The organism is Kitasatospora sp. NPDC005751 (assembly GCF_040630835.1).
Lineage (GTDB): Bacteria > Actinomycetota > Actinomycetes > Streptomycetales > Streptomycetaceae > Kitasatospora.
The window spans coordinates 1-16,422 of sequence record NZ_JBEXYC010000030.1; the positions used below are offsets into that span (position 1 = coordinate 1).

The window sequence follows — 16,422 nt, forward strand, 5'->3', positions numbered from 1 at the left end:
GCTGGGCCGCCTCCCCGGGGAGGCGGCCCAGCGGGCCGTCCCGGCCTCGTCCCCGGCGACACGACGACCACGGCGCGAACGGGGTGACGGACTCCGGATGCGCTCCCGCAGGACGCTGCTCTCCGGGCCGGTGCCCCGCGTGGGGGAGCAACTAGACTGGGGGCTCGGTTCGCGAGAGGTCGATCCGCGCACGGACGACGCGTGCGCCCGGGGTGAGGGAAGAGGTGTGCCGTGCCCGATGCGGACTCCGGTGCGTCCACGCTCGCGGCGAAGCTGGACCGGCTGTTCGACGTGGTCCGCCGTCCCGACCGTGAGCCGTACAGCCACGAGGAGGTCGCCCGGGCCTGTCGGGAGGCGACCGGCGAGAGCTTCTCGGCGACGTACCTCTGGCAGCTCCGGACCGGCCGCCGGAACAACCCGACGAAGCGTCACCTCGAAGCGCTGGCGCAGTTCTTCCAGGTGCCGCCGACGTACTTCTTCGACGACCGGCAGAGTGCCAGGATCGCCGAGGAGCTGGCGCTGCTCGGTGCGCTGCGCAACGCGGGCGTTCGGGACGTGGCGCTGCGCGCGGTGACCCTCTCCCCCGAAGGGCTCGGCACGATCAGCGACATGATCGAGGCGATCGCCCGCCGCGAGGCCGGCGGCCGGTAGCTGCCGCGGCGGCTCCGAGATGGTGAAGCGGATTCCCTCGGCGTTGCCGCGTCCGTAGTATCACCTCCCGGTCGACCGCCAGGGGGGCGAATCGTGGGGTATCCGGGTGGGGTTGAGCAGGGGCTCTGGCAGCGATGTCGGGGGGTCGCGGAGTCGATACCGATTCCGGAACCGTTCGGCATTCCGGCGCTGACCGAGGCGCTCGCCGTGCGGCGCGGCAGACCCATCGAACTGATGCCGCTCTCCGGTCCGGAGCACTCGCCGTGCGGCGTGCTGATCACCACCGACCGGGCGGACTACATCGGTTACCCGGCCGACACCACGGCGCTGCACCAGCAGCACATCGTGCTGCACGAGATCGGCCACCTCCTCTGCGGGCACACCGGCGGCCCCGGGGCCGCCCCGGCCGTGGCGCCCGCGCTGACGACGCTGCTGCCGGAGGACCTGGTGCGCCGGGTGCTCGGCCGGTCCGGCTACACGCAGCGGATGGAGCAGGAGGCGGAGCTCGTCGCCTCCCTCGCGCTACAGCGCGCGCTGCACCGGCCGCGCTCCACCGCCGTCGGCCAACTCGCCGACCAGGTCGTCCGGTTACGGTACGTGTTCGGCCGGCCGCTGCGGCCCGGCGCGGCCCGCCGTGGGTGACCAGCTGGCCAACGCCGCCGGGTACTTCGCCGGTGCGGTCGCGCTGCTGGGCACGATCTGGAAGATCCTGATGGACCGGGGACGCCGGTCCGATCCGGCGCTCCACCACGGCTACGCCTGCGGGGCGCTGATCGGCGCGGGGATGGCGGTGAGTGCCCCCGCCACCGGTCCGACGCTGGCCGCCCTGCTCCCCGATCCGAGCCACCTCACCCTGGTGGCGGACCAGTTGAAGGTCACGGCCTCCGGCGCGCTGGCCATGATGGCGTACTCCACCCGGCCGGCTGCGGCGGCGCGGCGCGCGGTGCGCCGGCAGACCGCCCTCACGGCCGCCACCGTCCTGCTGGGCGTCGCCCTCTTCCTCGCCGCCTCGCCCGTCCGACGGGGCGCCGAGGTCGGCGTCGACGCCGCGGGCCGGCCCGTCCTGGCGGCCTACGTCACGTTGTTCGCCCTCCACACCGCGTGGTGCCTGGCGGTCTTCGGCTTCCTGATCGGGCGCTGCGCGCGGTGCCTGCCGCGCGGAGTCCTCCGGCTGGGCCTGCGCCTGATGGCACTGAGCGCGCTGGCGGGCCTGCTGTGGACCGCGGACACCCTGCACGACCTGGCGAACATCCTCGCCACGGGCCACGAGAACGGCGCGGAGAGCAGAGTGTCCGCGCTGGCGGGCGCCGTCTGCGTGACGCTCGGCTTCGCCGGTGCGACCGCGTCCGGCTGGGCGGACTGGGCCGGACGCGTCCGGGCCTGGCACGATCACCGCAGGCTCGGTCCGCTCTGGTCGGCGATGCGGACGGCGCTACCGGAGATCGAACTCGCCGCCCGGACCGGGCTGTTCGGCGGCGCCGGCGGGCCGCGTCGCCGCGACATCCAGTTCGCGCTGTACCGGCGGATCATCGAGATCCGCGACGGCCAGCTCGCCCTCCGTCCCCATCTGCATCCCGAGGTGCGGCACTGGGTGGCGGAGGCCGTCGGCCCCGCCGAAGCCGAGGAGCTGGCGGCCGTGGTGGAGGCGGCCGCCATCGCAGCCGCTCTGGAGGCGGCCCGGGCCGGGCACCGGTTCGCCGGGCACCCCGGCGAGGGGTGCGTACCCCACCCGGTGGCGGCGGGCATCCACGAGGAGGCGGCCTGGCTGGTCCGGGTGGCCGCCGCCTACACCGGCTCGCCCGCCGTGGCGCACGTCCGCGCCCGGGTGCGCGACGAGCTGGGCCGCGCCGCCCTCCGGCACTGACGGCATGGGGCCGCCCCGCCGCCCGGCGTCTGCGGCGGGGCGGCGGGGCGACATCGGTGGGCGGGGCGGCATCGGCGGGCCCGCTCAGGAACGGGCCGAACCAGGAACGGGCCGAACCAGGAACGGGCCGAACCAGGAACTGGCCCGCTCAGGAACGGCCCGGCGCAGACCCGGCCCCGCTCAGACCCGGGCCAGGTCGGGCATCAGCTCGTACACCTGCTCCGCGGACCCGGGGTCGGCCTCCAGGCAGGCGAGCAGGTCGGCCCTGGCGGTGTCCGCCCGGTCGAGCCCGATCAGGCAACGGGCCCGCTGCAAGCGGGCGTCCACGTCCTCGGTCGCGCCGAGCACCTCGTCGAGCAGCCCGAGGGCCTCGCCGTAGCGTCCGGCATCGTGGTGGACCACGGCCAGGTTGAACCGCATGCCCGGGTCCGCCGAGAGCTCGACCGCACGGGCCAGGTCGGCGCTCGCGCCGTCCAGGTCGCCCTCCTCGTAGCGGAGTTCGCCGAGCAGGGCCCACGCCTGGGCGTACTCGGGGTCGGCGGCGAGCGCGGCCCGCCAGGCCTCGGACGCCGCCGCGGGGTCGCCCTCGGCCGCCAGCAGCTGACCCTTCAGGCAGAGGAGTTGCGGGCTGTCCGGAGTCGCCGCCAATCCGGTCCCGACCTCGCCCAGGGCGCGTTCGTGCTCGCCCGCCTCGAACAGCAGGGCGGCCCGGTTGAGCCGGGCGTCGGCGAAGGCCGGGTCGAGCTCCAGTACGTAGCCGAAGTCCGCCGCGGCCGCCTCGGTCTCGCCGAGCTCGGCCAGCACGTCGGCCCGGTTGAAGTACGCCTCCGGGAAGGGCGGCGACAGCCGGATGGCGCGGTCGTAGTCGGCCAGCGCCTGCTCCGGACTGCCGAGGTCGCGCCAGAGCATTCCCCGGTCGAAGTAGTACTCGGCGTAGTTGGGGTCGCACTCGATCACCGCCGTGTAGTCGGCGACGGCGTCGGTGTGGCGGCCCAGGCCCGCGTACACCTGGGCGCGGTTGTAGCGCAGCACGGAGCGGTGCAGCGCGTGCTCGTGCTCCTCCAGGGTCTCGTCGAGCCGGGCGATGCAGGCGTCCAGCAGCTCCAGCGCGGCGTCCAGGCGGCCCTGGTGGACCTCGATCAGCGCGAGGCCGTTGCGGTTGAACACGACCCGCGCCTCCCGCTCCTTGGGTTCGGGGTGCCACTTCGCGAAGGCGATCGCCTGGTTGACCCAGCTCCGGGCCAGCTGGTGGTCGCGCCGGTCGGCGCCGAAGTGCCGGGTGTGGAGCATGGCCGTGGCGTACGCGGCCTGCATGTGGACCTCGGGCGAGGAACTGAGCGCCCGGGCCTCGTCGTACAGCGGCAGCGCCTGCTCGGCGAGGCCGAGCGCGGCGAAGGAGGTGGTCATCTTGGTGGTGAAGGCCCACCAGTGGGTGGGGTGGCTCTCGTGGGTGACCAGCCGCCGGCCGCGCTCGCCGAGGTCCAGGACGGCGTGGTAGTAGCCGAGGTCCATGCAGTGGTCGAGCGCGTGGCGCAGCGTGTCCGCGCCGACGCCGGACGGGTCGCTGCCGTGCTCCGCGTGCCAGGCGATGGCGCCGAGCCGCAGCGAGGACTCCCCGGCCGTCTCCAGCTCGGCCCGTCGCAGGTCGTGCAGCCGGGCGCGCTCGGTGGGCGGCAGGGCCAGGTAGGCGGCGAGCTCGTCCGGGTCGTCGCCCACGCCGTCCCCGTCGATGTGCCGGCGGCCGAGCACGGCGGCCGACGGCGGCCCGGCCGGGCCTTCGCCAGCCGAACCCGCCGCACCCGCCGGCCGCCCCTGGTCCGGCGCGCCGCCCTCCCCCGCCGGGACGACCACTGAGGCAACCACCGGGCCGACCACCGTGCAGTACGCGGCCAGCGCGGTCGGCAGGTCCTCGCTGCCGAGGCCGGCCGGGCTCGCGGGCGGCTCGTCGCCGGTGGTGACCACCACGGTGAGCAGCGCGGGATCGACGCGCCGCAGCAGGACGGCGAGGAACTCGGCGTCCGTGGGGTCGGCCGCGTGGGCGTCGTCGACGATCAGCGTGCGCGGGGCGGAACCGACCGCGCGCAGGTACGCCTCCAGGAACTCGACCAGGCCGTGGGCGATCCGCAGGGTGCGCAGCGCCGAGTAGAAGCGGGTGCGCTCCTTGGGCACCGCCAGCGAGGTCAGCGTCTCCCGGGTGGCCGGCACCAGGTCGCGCAACTCCGGTGTGGTGGAAAGGATCTCGATGTCGTGCCCGGTGACGGCCTCTGGGCAGCGGGCGAGCGCGTCCGGGACGATCGCGCGCAGGATCGCGCCGACGGCGGTGTAGGGCCCCCGGAGCCGGCGGTTGGCGTTCACCAGGGCGAGCACGGGCGGCAGGTCGAGCCGCTCGCGGGCGTCGGCGCGGGCGGGACGCCCGGCGGCGCGGACCCAGTGGTGGCGGTGCTCGGCCATGACACAGCTGCCTTTCGTGCGGTGGCGCAGGAGAGAGGGGTCGGTTCGGGCGTCGGGCCGGGGCGGCGAGCCGCGCACGGGCGGGGGCGGGCGTCAGGCCGAGGCGGCGGCGCGCCGCTCGCGGGCGGCGAGCACGAGGACGGCCACCGTCTGCGCGGCGCTGAGCAGCATCAGGGCGAGCGAGTCGAGCCGGCCGGCGAGCGAGGCCTGGCCGGTCAGCCGCAGCCACATGTCGTGCAGCAGCCGGTAGGCCGTCGGTACGACGACCCCGGCGAACATCGTGAGCGTGAACACGTAGCCCACCAGCATCAGCCAGGCGTACCAGCGCGCGACGCGGCGGTCCACCGGGTGGTGGACGGACAGGTCCAGCGGCGGCCGTCCGGTGCCGCGCCGGACGGCGTTGCGCAGCACGTCGGCCGCGGCGGCGTGCAGGTTCACGCAGCCCAGGACGGTGCTGAGCAGGACGTAGAGGTCGGTCCGCAGGTAGAAGAACCCCTGCCAGGCGAGGCGCAGTACGGTGGCGTAGGCCATCGCGAGGCAGATCGACGCGACGCCGGCGTTCGCGTCACGGGTCAGGTCCGCGACGAGGGTGAGCACGGCGATCGCCAGGGTGTCGGCCAGCATGCCGGCCATGATGGGCAGGTAGCGCTTCCGCCGCTCCACGCCGACCAGGCCGTCGAGGGAGGTCTCCAGGACCAGGTAGACGAGCCGGCGTCCGACGGAGAGCCGCGAGCGCAGGCCGAGCCGGCGGCCGGCCAGCGCGTGGAAGGCCTCGTGCAGGGCGAGCAGCGGCACCTGGCCGACGAACAGCATCAGCACGACGAGGGTGTAGGACGAGCTGAAGAAGATGTGGTCGACGCGCGGGACCAGCCGGGGCACCCGGATCATCTCGGCGACGGCGAGGGCCGTCACGAGTGCGTAGCCGACGAAGGCCGGTCGACTGAACACCAGCCGGCCCAGCCGCTGCCAGCGCACCGGGGTGGCACCGCCCGCCGGTCCGTCCGGTCCCACCGGTTCCCCGGCGGAGCGGACGAGGTCGAGCTCGACGAGGGCCTCGACCAGGTCGGCGATGTCGACGCTCTCACCGTGCGCGGCCTCGTAGCGTTCGGCGGCCTCGCGGGGCGTGCGGCCGTCGGCCAGCATCCGGACCAGTTCGGCGCCGTCGGGCGGGAAGACGGCGTAGGTGTCGGTCTCCGGGCTGCCGATGGTGACTTCGTCGGCCTCCTGCAGATAGACGAGGCGACGCAGTGGCACCGCACGGTCCAGGTCGACGCCCGGGGCGGCGGAGCCGCTGTCCGTGGAGGAGTGCACGGATCCTCCTGCGGGAGGTAGGCGGAGGGGCGAGGTGGAGCGGTGCCGGCCGCACGTGGGTCCGGCCGGCACCGTGTGCCCCCTTGCCCGGGGGGATGGATCAGTTCTGCACGGCGCAGGACCACGGCAGGTACAGCGCACGGGCCGCGCTGGTGAGGCGAACCGGGCCGGCCTTGCGGACGACGATCTTCTTCATGGCACACACCTCCTTCGATGACTGGCTGGCAACAACGCCATCAGCTGAGATGAATGACCATGGGTCAGTCGTCCACACCAGCTCGGCGATGGGCCAAGAGTGGTGAAGTTGTGCCGATCGTGTCAAGGGACCGGACTCGACTGGCCGGAACGGTGGAGAGGGCCGCCGGACGGCCCGCCCACCCGGCCCCGCAGGCCACCTCCGACCCGCCCGCCGCCGCTGGCCACCCGGCGTGACCGGGGCCGTCCGGCCGGTTCGCCGGGCGCCCCCCGGGACGCAGTGCGCGGGGGCGCACGACGGCGCATCGAGCGTGTACACCGCACTGTTGCCAAGAGATGTCTGAATCGTGTCCCAAACCGCGCCGCTCTTCCCGCGATCACCTTGCCGACCTGCCCGTTCGCCGTACGGTCCGGGCGCCGCCGACTCCTCGCGGAGATGTCACACCAGCCTCGTGGATCCCTCCAGCACCACATCGCTCCCATCGCGAGAAATTCGGCCAAATTCCTCCTCCGGCAGGTCTACGATCTCCCAACGTCGGAGCGGATCAAGACGGTTGGTGAGGACCAGGAGGTGACATGGGTCTGCTCGGCGGCGACCAGCCCTTCGCCCGAACGCTCACCGCCCACGATCTCGAAGCCCTGGTCTCGCTCGGGGCCGAGCGCACGTTCCGGCCGGAGCAGCACCTGCTCTCCGAGGGCGACCGGTCCACGCACGTCCTGCTGGTGCTGGCCGGCTGGTCCATGGTCTTCACGGCCATCGACCGGGGGGCGACCCGGCTGGTGCTCGGCCTGCGCGGACCGGGTGAACTCATCGGCGAGCTGGCCGCGTTGGACCAGCGACCGCGCAGTGCGACGGTCCAGGCGCTCGGGCCCGTCAAGACCCTGGTGATTCCCGGCGACAGCTTCCGCCGGTTCCTGGCCGAAAGCCCCCGGGTCGGCAGCCAGGTGATGACCCAACTGGCCTCCCGGCTAAGGGACTCGGACCGCGAACGGTCCGCGCTCGCCTCGCTCACCGTGGTCCAGCGACTCGCCCGCCGCCTGGTGGAGCTCTCCGGCACCGACGCCACCTCCCGGCCGGGCCGGGACGGCGCCGCCGCGGTCGTCCACCTCGCCCAGGAGGACCTCGCCGCGACCGTCGGCGCCACCCGCGAGGCGGTGGCCAAGGCGCTCAGGCTCCTGCGCGACCAGGGCCTGGTGCGCACCGGCACCCGGCAGGTCGAGATCCTCGCCCCCGCCCCGCTGCTACTGCTCGCGCGGGGACCGGCCGAGCAGCGGCCGGAGGCGCGACGGCGCACATGAGGCGCGGCCGGGCGTGACCGCACGGCGCATGTAAACGGTCACAGACAACCCGGCGCGCGGCAGGCAATCCTGACGGCGTGGCAGAGCCAACCATGGGGGTGGACGTGGACGACCAGGCAGTCGACGCGGTGTACGAGCTGGTCGTGGGCGTGGACGTCCGGCGGTCCGGGTCCTACGACGACCAGGGCAAGACCCGGATGCGCCGGCAGCTCTACGCCGTCCTCGACCGGGCGTTCGCCCGGGCCGGGGTGCCGGCCCGGCTCGTCCACCGCGAGGACCGCGGCGACGGCATCCTGGCGGCCATCGCCTCGACCGTCCCGCCGGCCCGGATCATCGGCGTCTGGGTGGCCGAGGTGCACGAGCAGCTGCGCCAGGACAACCGCGACCTGCGGATGCCGCTCGGGCTCCGGATCGGCCTGCACGTCGGCCCCGTCACCCACGACGCCCAGGGGATCAGCGGCCACGCCGTCGACCTCGCCTGCCGGCTCACCGACTCGGACGCCGCGCGCCGGCTGCTCGAACGCGACCGGGCCGACCTGGTGGTGGTCGTCTCCGACTCCCTGTACCGGGAGGTCGTCTGCCACGGCGGCCGCTTCGTCGACCCCGAGCACTACGCTCCGGCGCGACTGCGGCTCAAGGACGGCGGGGTGCACGCCTGGCTCCGGCTGCCGGGCAGGCCACGGCCCGTCCCGGTACCCGAGGGCGGCGGCACGTCCGCCGAGGGGCCGCCCGCCGACGAGCCGACCACAGGGGAGCCGGCTCGCGGCGGGACGGCCGACGGCGGCACGACGGGCGCACCGGACCACGCGGCCGGGAGCGCCCCGCACCGGACCGAGCCCCGCCCCGGGCCCGCCGCGGACCCGGTCGCCACCGGTCTGCCCCACGGCACCACCGTCGCCGGGGACCTCTCGGTGCACCACGACAACACGTACCAGGCGCCGGTCCACATCGGCCGCACCACCGAGGGAGACCGCCGTGGCTGAGCCCGCCGGCACCACCGAGGCACCCGCCGAGCGCAGGGCGGAGGAGCCGCGCGAGCGCGCCGCCCGGCGGCCGGAGGCCCGCCCGGAGCCCCGGGCCGGCGGGCCCGAGAACCGCGGGCACCACGACCGCGGCCGCGAGCCGGGCGACCGGGACCGCCGCGGTGCGCACAGCCCCGGGCGCGACCGCGCCGACCGGGAGCGCCCCGGGCCGGACCGCCCCGAGCGGGACCGCGGGCCGCAGCCGCCGGCCGGCGACGAGCCGGTGCGCACCGGGGACGGTCCAGCGCGCGCCGAGGCGGACGGGGAGGAGCCGGGGCGCGCCGAACAGGACGGCGAGGAGCAGGAGCGCTCCGAACGCGAGCGCGCCGCCGGCCGCTTCCGCGAGCGCAGCCGCGACCGCCTCCTGGACGAGCAGGAGGACGAGGGTGGCGCCGCCACCGGGATGGCCGCCACCTCCCGCGCCCACCGCTCGGCCCGCTCCTCCTACCAGGTCGGCGGCGACCACAACCTCTTCGACCGCTCGGTGTTCCACCGCGCCCACATCGGCGACGTCCACCTCAGCCTGGACGGCCGGCAGGCGGTCGGCGCGGTCAGCGGCCCGGTGCCGGAGGCGGAACTGCGCCGGGTCCGCCGGATCTACCGCGAGCCGGAGGGCTACGTGGGCCTCCAGCGGGCGCTGCGCCGCCAGCGCGTGCTGGTGCTCGCCGCCGCCCCGGGCACCGGCCGGACGTGCACCGCGCTGGCGCTGCTCGACGAACTGACCCAGACGGGCCCCGCCCCGGCCGCGGCCGGGGCGCAGCCCGGCGGGGCGGCCGGTGAGAAGCCGCCCGCCCGGGTCTCCCGGATCGCGCCGGACACCCGGGTGCCCCGGCTGACCACCGTGGTCGCCGAGGGCGAGCACCGCGACCGCGGCTACCTGCTCGAACTCCCGTCCGGCGGGGGCCGCACGGTACTGCCGCCCGACGAGTTCGAACTCGACGCGCTCGCCGCTGCCCTCGTCGCCCGGGACTCCTTCGCGGTCCTGGTGGTCGCTGCCGGCCCCACCGCCGCCCCGCTGCTCGCCGGGCGGTACGGCCTGATCTGCCCGCCGGCGCCCACCGAGGAACTGCTCCGGGCCCGGCTGGCCGAGCGCCTCGCGGCGGAGCCCGCCGGGGCGGGCGGCGAGCACCCGGACGCGGAGTCCGAGGCCGGGTCCGCAGCAGGGTCCACCGGGTCCACCGGGTCCGCCGGGTCCGCCGGGTCCGCAGCAGGGTCCACCGGGGAGCCGTTCCGGACCGACCCCGACGCGTTCGGGCGTGCCGAGGAACTGGTCGACGACCCGGAGGTGCGCGCCGCCGTCGGCCTGGAGGACCTCCGCCCCGCCGAGGCCGAGCTGCTCGCCGACCTGGTCTCCGCCCACGTGCTCGGCCGGCTCACCCGCCAGGACCTGCTGGACGGCTGCGCCAGCCTCGCCCCGCAGCAGGCCCAGCAGTGGTTCGCGGGCGCCGACCGCGAGATCGCCGACACCGCCGGGGACAACGGCCGCTCGGCCGCCACCGTGCTGCACCCCACCGCGTCCCGGATCGCCCTCGCCGTCCTGAACGGCTCGGCGCACAGCACCGTCGCGGAGGCCGCGCACCTGCTCACCTGGGAGTTCGCGGTCGCCCGCGATCCTGCCAACGCGCCCGCCCGGCCGCTGTTCTGCGACGACCCGGCCTCCGACCTCGCCTTCCTGCGGGCCGAATTGACCGACGGCGAGGTGGAGACGGCCGGTGTCGGCGCACCCGCCCGGATCGTCCGCTACCGGGGTGCCGCCCTGCCCGCCGCCGTCCTCGCCGAGGTCTGGGACCGCCACCACCCGGCCCGCGAACCGGTGATCCGCTGGATGCGGCTGCTCGCCGACGACCCGCGCCCCGAGGTCTGGGTCCGGGCCGCGCTGGCCTCGGGCGAGCTGTGCTCCCGGGACTTCGCCACCGGCTACGAGAAGCTGGTCCGCCCGATGGCCACCGCCCCCGCCACCCAGCGCCGCGCCTTCGCGGCCACCGTGCTCGACCAGACCGCCCGGCACGAGAGCCACCGGCCCGCCGTCCGGGCCCTGGTCCGGGACTGGACGAGGTCCGACTCGGTGCGGCTGCGCTGGACCGCCGCGATGGCCCTCGGCTTCGGCCACATCGCCCCGGTGGAGGAGGCGCTGGACCGGCTGGCCCGGATCGGCACCGACGAGCACGACGACCAGGCGCCGCTCGTCTCGCACAGCGCCGTCCGGCTGCTGTCCGGCCCCGACGACCGGGCGGTCCTGCGCCGGATCGCCGACTGGACGGCCGACCGCCGCGTGCCGCACCAGGACCTGGGGCTGCTCACCATCGTCCGGCTGGCGGTGACCACGGTCGGCGAGGTCTGGGACGGCGAGGCCTCGCCGGACCTCGCGGACCACCTGGACTGGCCGCTGCCGCTGGCCCTGGCCGTGACCCGGCCGGACCGGGTCCGGGCCCTGGCCGACCTGATGTGGACGGCGCTGCGCACCCCGCGCTCCCACGAGGCCGCCACGGACTGCCTGGAGTACTGGTTGCGCGGGGCCGTCCCCGAGGAGGACGGCGGCCTGGAGGGCGGGCCGGACACCCGGCGGGGCCTGGCCGCGCTGCTGCCGTCACTGCTCGGCGGGGACCGCGAACGGCAGCTCCTGGACTGGTTGTTGCGCCGGATGATGAAGGATCCCGACGCCCCGCTGGACAAGGCGGCGGCCCGCCGCCTATGGCACCTCGCCACCGAGGGCCGCCCCGCCCCCGTCGGCCGTCCGGACCGGAGCCGCACCGCCCCCGACCCGAACCGCACGGACCGGCGGCACACGGACGAACAGCACACCGACCGGCAGCGCAGGGACACCGAGGAGGACGAACGATGACGGACGACCCGAAGGCGGGCCGGAAGTCCCCCGGCCGGGGCGGCGCCTCCTCGGTGCACCCGGCAGGCCCGCTGCTCAAGGAGTACCCGCGCCCGGAGGGCGGCCTCCCGCAGCCCGGTGCCGGCGTCGCCCAGGTGCTCTTCTACCGCAACGGCGGCCACAGCATCATCACCGCGCGGGGCAGCGAGCACGTCGGCCGCCCGTTCATGGCGCGGCCGGTGACGGTCTGCGAGGTGGCGCGGGGCACCCATATGACCCGGGTGTCGCTGCAGGTCCCGGCCGCGGGCGGCACCACCTTCTTCGAGGTCGAGGCCGACATCCAGTGGACGGTCACCGACTACCTCAAGGTGGTGGACGAGCAGGTCACCAACGTCGCCGTCCGGCTGCGGGCCCCGCTCACCGAGCGCCTGCGCGGGGTCTGCGCGGGCTACCCGATCACCGCCGCGACCGAGGCCGATCGCGCCGTCAAGTCCGCCTGCCGCAACGGCCAGTGGGACGACCTGGGCTACGACCTCGGCCTGCGGGCCGAGTTGTACATCCGCTTCACGGTGGACCGCAAGGCGATCGCGCAGGCCGAGCAGGTCCGGGACGACGACCACCGGGGGACGATGGCCGAGCGGGAGCACGCGCACGACCTGGCCGGCGAACACCACAGCGGTGAGCTGCTCCAGCTGCGGATGCAGAAGTTCCGGGTGATGCTCGAAGGCGGCGAGTGGAGCCAGATCTGCTTCATGCTCGCCGACAACCCGGCGGAGGCCCGGGCCTTCATGGAGCTGCTGCGCCAGGAGGCCCGCCAGGACCGGCGCGAACTCCTCGACCACACCCTGGACCTGGTCGAGAAGGGGGTGATCCAGTCCGCCGAGCTGGAGAGCCAGGTCCGGGAGCTGCTGGGCACCGGGGCGTACCGGGTGGAGGGCAGCTTCGGCCGACCGCCGGTGCGGCCCGCACCGCCGCGCCGCGAGCTGCCGCCCGGCCGGCAGCACGACGACGGCCCGGACGACCGCTGGGACGAGCACCGGGACGACCGGTCGGACCGCCGGCACGATCGCGACGGCAGCCGCGACGACGACCGGAAGGACGACCGGAACAGCGACTGGACCGACGGTTGGAACGACAGCCGGTGGGACGAGCGCCGCGGCAGCTGGGACGACCGGTCGGACCGCCACGACGACAACCGCCGCGACGACCACCGGAGCGACACCGACCGGAGCGAGCGCCGCCGGAACGACCGCCGGGACGATCGGAGCACCAGGGCGGACGGCCCCGGCGACGCCCGGAACGAAGGGGCCGCGCACCGCAACGACCGCCGTACGGAGCAGCACGAGAACCGGTGGTCCGAGCCGGACGACCGCCGAACCGCCCGGACGGACCGTCCGGGCGGCCAACGCCCCTACACGCCCTCCTGGTTGGAGGCCGACCCGGCTCCGCCGCAGCGGCCCGCCGCCGACACCCGGCTTCGACGCCGGCCCAGCGAGGCCTTCGACGACTGGGAACCCGCCCCGGCCCGCGACGCCCCCGGGCCCCGGACCGACCGGACCGGCACCCCGCGCACCGACAACCACGGCCCGGACCGCGACCGGGGCCGGGGCCGGCGCCGCGATCACGACCCCGACCACGCCCCCGACGACGCCCGCGACGACGACCGGCCCTGGTCGCCGAACGGCGGGTGGTGAGCCGTGCCCGACCCCCGCACCACCGTGCCCCCGATACCGCCCCGCACCACCACCGTGCCCCCGATACCGCCCCCCGCCGCCACCTCCACCACGTCCCCGTCCCCGACCACATCCCCGTCCCCGCAGGCACCCGCCCCCGACGAGGCCCGCTTCGTCGCGGACCGCCTGCTGGCCGCCGTCCGTGAGGACATCGGCCGGGCCGACACCAAGGCCTCGATCCTGCTCACCGCCGCCCTCGGCCTGCCGGCCCTGCTGCTCGGCCGCAGCTGGCCGGACGGCCGGCCCACCGGCCTCGCCGCCGTCCTGCTCGCCCTCGGCGGCGCGCTCTGGGCGGCCGGAGCCGTGGCGCTGGTGCGGGCGATCCTGCCCCGCACCGGCACCCAGCGCGATCACGAGGGCGTCACCTACTTCGGTGACCTGCTGCCGGCCGAGGGCCGGACGGCGCTGGCCGACCGGGTCGCGGCGGCGGGCCGCGACCCGGTCGGCTGGCTGCTCGTCCAGGCCGTCGACGTCAGCACCATCCTCGCCGCCAAGTACCGCTGGATCCGCTGGGGCGTCGGCTGCCTCGCGCCCGGCGCCGCCCTCACCACCGCCGGGCTGCTGCTCGCCTGACCGCACCCTCCTGCCCCCACCCGCCGACTCCCCGGCCGGCCACACCGGTCGGCCGGGAGCACGCACCCTGATCCAGAGGAGATGACGGTGCACCACCTGTCCCTCGGGCCCTCCCGCAGGCGCGCCACGGCCGCCGTGGCCGGGCCCCGGCGGCCGCGCCACCGCCTCGGTCGCGCCGCGGCCGTCGTCGCGGCGGCGGCCCTGCTGACCACGGGCCTGCCCGCCGGTCCGGCCGCCGCCGACGATCCCGCGCCCGCGGCCGCGCCCGGCACACCGTCGGCGTCCATCGGCCCGGTCAACTACGCCGTCGCCGTCGACGAGTCCGGCAGCCTCAAGCCCGCCGACCTCGAACGCGAGCGCGCCGCGGCCCTCCGGATCGCCCTCGGCGAGGTGCACCCCGCCTCGACGGTGGGCGTGTTCGGCTTCGCCAGCGCGGACAACGCGGGCCAGCACCCGGTGGACGAGGTCTGCCCGCCGACCGTCCTCGACGCCGCCGGCCGCGACCGGATCGGCACCTGCATCGCCAAGCTGCACAGCCGCGCCCCCGACGAGGGCCAGGGCACCGACTTCCCGAACGCCGTTCTCCAGGGCGTCGGCCGGCTCGGTGACGGCACCGACCCGGCCGTCCCCCGGGTCCTGTTCGTCCTCACCGACGGCAGGCTGGACGTCAGCGACAGCCCCGCCTACGGGGACCCGGCGCACCGGGCGGCCGCCGGCGAGGAGGCGCTGACCAGGGCACTGGCCGCCGCCAAGGCAGCCAACATCCAGATCTGGCCGCTCGGCTTCGGCGCGGAGATCGACCGGGCCGCCCTGGACCGGATGGCGGCCGGCGGCTTCCAGGAGGGCTGCGTCAGCCTGCCCGGTGCCAGGCCCCGGGCTTCGGTGGTGCAGGACTCGGGCGCCGTCGGCACCGCGCTGGAGGCCGCCTTCGCCGCCGCCCACTGCCTGCGCGCCGAGCCCGGCAAGACCGGCCACCCGCCGGCCGACCTGCCGGTGCGGATCTCCCCGCTCGCCACCGTCGGCAGCATCGTGGTCGACAAGGGCGACCCGCAGGTCACCGCCACGTACTTCGACCCCTCCGGGAAGCAGATCACCGGGCCCGGGTCCGACCCCGACTCGACGTTCGAGTTCTCCGGCCGCGACCAGAGCGTCGAGTCGCTGCGCATCACCGACCCGGTGCCGGGCGACTGGCGGGTCCACCTGGACGCCCCCGAGGGGCACCGGGCCCAGCTGGCCAGCGTCAGCGTGCTCTGGCGCGGCGCCCTGAACAGCTCGATCACGCTGACCCCGCCGTCGCCGCGGGCCGGCGAGAAGGCCGTGGTGACGCTCAAGCTGCAGACCCGCAAGGGCCTGGCGATCACCGACCAGCAGGACCTCAAGGACCTCGGCGTCACCGCCGTCCTGGCGGGCGAGGGCTTCCCGTCCGTCCCGGTCCCGCTGGCCGACGACGGCGCCGCCCCGGACGCGAAGGGCGGCGATGCCACGTTCACCGGCACCGTCACCGTCCCCGCCGGCGCCACCGGCCGGATCACCGCCTCCGGCACCCTGACCGCCTCCGGCCTCGCCGCCGACGAGAACCGCCCGGCCGCCTCGGTGGTCTCCCCGGCGGTGCCGCTGGTCACCGCGTCGTTCTCGCTGGACGGGGGCGCCGGCGCCCACCCCGGGGACGGCGTCGGGGGCACCCTGACCCTGCGCAACGACGACGCGGTGCCGCACACCCTGCGCCCGGCCGTCACCGACCTCGCCGCCGGCCTGCTGACGGTGTCCCCGGGCTCGGTCACGCTGGCGCCCAAGGAGTCGCGCACGGTCGACGTCACCCTGACCGTGGGCAGCGCCAAGGCGTTCGGCCGGCTGCTCGGCGACGACGGCGTGACGGTGGGCGGCAAGGTCACCGTCGTCGACACCTCCGACCGGGACCGGGTGCTGGTCGACAGCCCGCTGTCCCTCACCGTCACCCCGCCGCCGACCTTCCTGGAGCAGTGGTGGTGGGCCCTGGCGCTCGCCGGCGCCGTCGTGGTGCTGGCCGTGCTGGGCCTGCTGGTCCGTCGCCGGATCACCCGCGACCGCAGCACCCCGGCCGGGCTGGAGCTGCTCCTGCTCGACGACGGCGGGCGCGAGATCGGGAAGCACACCGCGTCCGCCGGCTCCCGCGGCTGGTACGAGTTCGAGGTGAGCGGTGTCGGCGGGCCGCACCCGCGCATCGTCCGCCGGCCCGGCGGCACGTACCGGGTGCAGCGCAGCCAGGACGGCGGCGCGGTGCTGGAGATCCGCCGCCGGTCGCCCTCGCGGCTGAGCGCGGACACCCCCGTTCCGCTCGCCGACGGCCTGAGCCTCGGCCTCGGCGCGGGCCGCCGTACCGGGCCGACCCCGCCGCCACCGCGGTCCGACGAACGGCCGTTCGCGACGGGACCGTCCACGCCGTCCTCCGACTACCTCTGACCCGGGCGCCCGCCCCAGCCCCGCCGACCCCGACCCACGCCCACCCCACGCACGTCCACCTCG

At 76.0% G+C, this 16,422-nt stretch carries 11 protein-coding genes; 9 read left to right on the top strand and 2 right to left on the bottom strand.

The features are described from left to right. Nucleotides 1-231 precede the first annotated feature (231 nt). From ABZ497_RS24120 to ABZ497_RS24130, 3 genes are all read left to right on the top strand, one after another. Nucleotides 232-651, top strand: coding sequence for an XRE family transcriptional regulator (locus ABZ497_RS24120; RefSeq protein ID WP_329490229.1), 420 nt, complete (start codon nt 232-234; stop codon nt 649-651). 234 nt (nt 652-885) lie between these two features. Next, nucleotides 886-1,293, top strand: coding sequence for a ParH-like protein (locus ABZ497_RS24125; RefSeq protein ID WP_359808163.1), 408 nt, complete (start codon nt 886-888; stop codon nt 1,291-1,293). Next, complete coding sequence (locus tag ABZ497_RS24130) at nt 1,286-2,515, top strand: MAB_1171c family putative transporter (RefSeq protein ID WP_359808165.1); 1,230 nt, start codon at nt 1,286-1,288, stop codon at nt 2,513-2,515. Before ABZ497_RS24125 ends, ABZ497_RS24130 begins: the two co-directional genes overlap by 8 nt. A 180-nt stretch (nt 2,516-2,695) precedes the next feature. Here ABZ497_RS24130 and ABZ497_RS24135 read toward each other — a convergent pair whose 3' ends face one another. Beyond that, entirely contained in the window at nt 2,696-4,966 is a 2,271-nt protein-coding gene (locus tag ABZ497_RS24135; protein ID WP_359808167.1) for a tetratricopeptide repeat protein, read from the bottom strand. Nucleotides 4,967-5,059: 93 nt separating this feature from the next. Beyond that, nucleotides 5,060-6,277, bottom strand: a complete 1,218-nt coding sequence (locus ABZ497_RS24140; RefSeq protein WP_359808169.1) for a hypothetical protein — start codon at nt 6,275-6,277, stop codon at nt 5,060-5,062. A 771-nt stretch (nt 6,278-7,048) separates the two neighbouring features. Between ABZ497_RS24140 and ABZ497_RS24145 the strand changes: the two genes are divergently transcribed. From ABZ497_RS24145 to ABZ497_RS24170, 6 genes are all read left to right on the top strand, one after another. Next, a complete protein-coding gene (locus tag ABZ497_RS24145) occupies nt 7,049-7,771 on the top strand; it encodes a Crp/Fnr family transcriptional regulator (RefSeq protein ID WP_329490224.1) in 723 nt (240 codons plus the stop codon). Between the two features lie 77 nt (nt 7,772-7,848). Beyond that, on the top strand, nt 7,849-8,754 hold the full coding sequence (locus tag ABZ497_RS24150) for a hypothetical protein (protein ID WP_359808170.1): 906 nt from the start codon (nt 7,849-7,851) through the stop codon (nt 8,752-8,754). Further along, the gene (locus tag ABZ497_RS24155) at nt 8,747-11,635 is read left to right on the top strand and encodes a hypothetical protein (RefSeq protein ID WP_359808172.1); all 2,889 of its coding nucleotides are present in this window, start codon (nt 8,747-8,749) and stop codon (nt 11,633-11,635) included. Before ABZ497_RS24150 ends, ABZ497_RS24155 begins: the two co-directional genes overlap by 8 nt. Next, nucleotides 11,632-13,308 (top strand): hypothetical protein, encoded by a 1,677-nt coding sequence (locus ABZ497_RS24160; RefSeq protein ID WP_359808174.1) that lies wholly within the window; start codon nt 11,632-11,634, stop codon nt 13,306-13,308. Before ABZ497_RS24155 ends, ABZ497_RS24160 begins: the two co-directional genes overlap by 4 nt. Before the next feature lie 3 nt (nt 13,309-13,311). Then, on the top strand, nt 13,312-13,920 hold the full coding sequence (locus ABZ497_RS24165) for a Pycsar system effector family protein (RefSeq protein ID WP_359808175.1): 609 nt from the start codon (nt 13,312-13,314) through the stop codon (nt 13,918-13,920). A gap of 87 nt (nt 13,921-14,007) precedes the next feature. Beyond that, nucleotides 14,008-16,359 carry a VWA domain-containing protein gene (locus tag ABZ497_RS24170; RefSeq protein WP_359808177.1) on the top strand — a complete coding sequence of 784 codons (2,352 nt, stop codon included), beginning with the start codon at nt 14,008-14,010 and terminating at the stop codon, nt 16,357-16,359. Nucleotides 16,360-16,422: the final 63 nt, after the last annotated feature.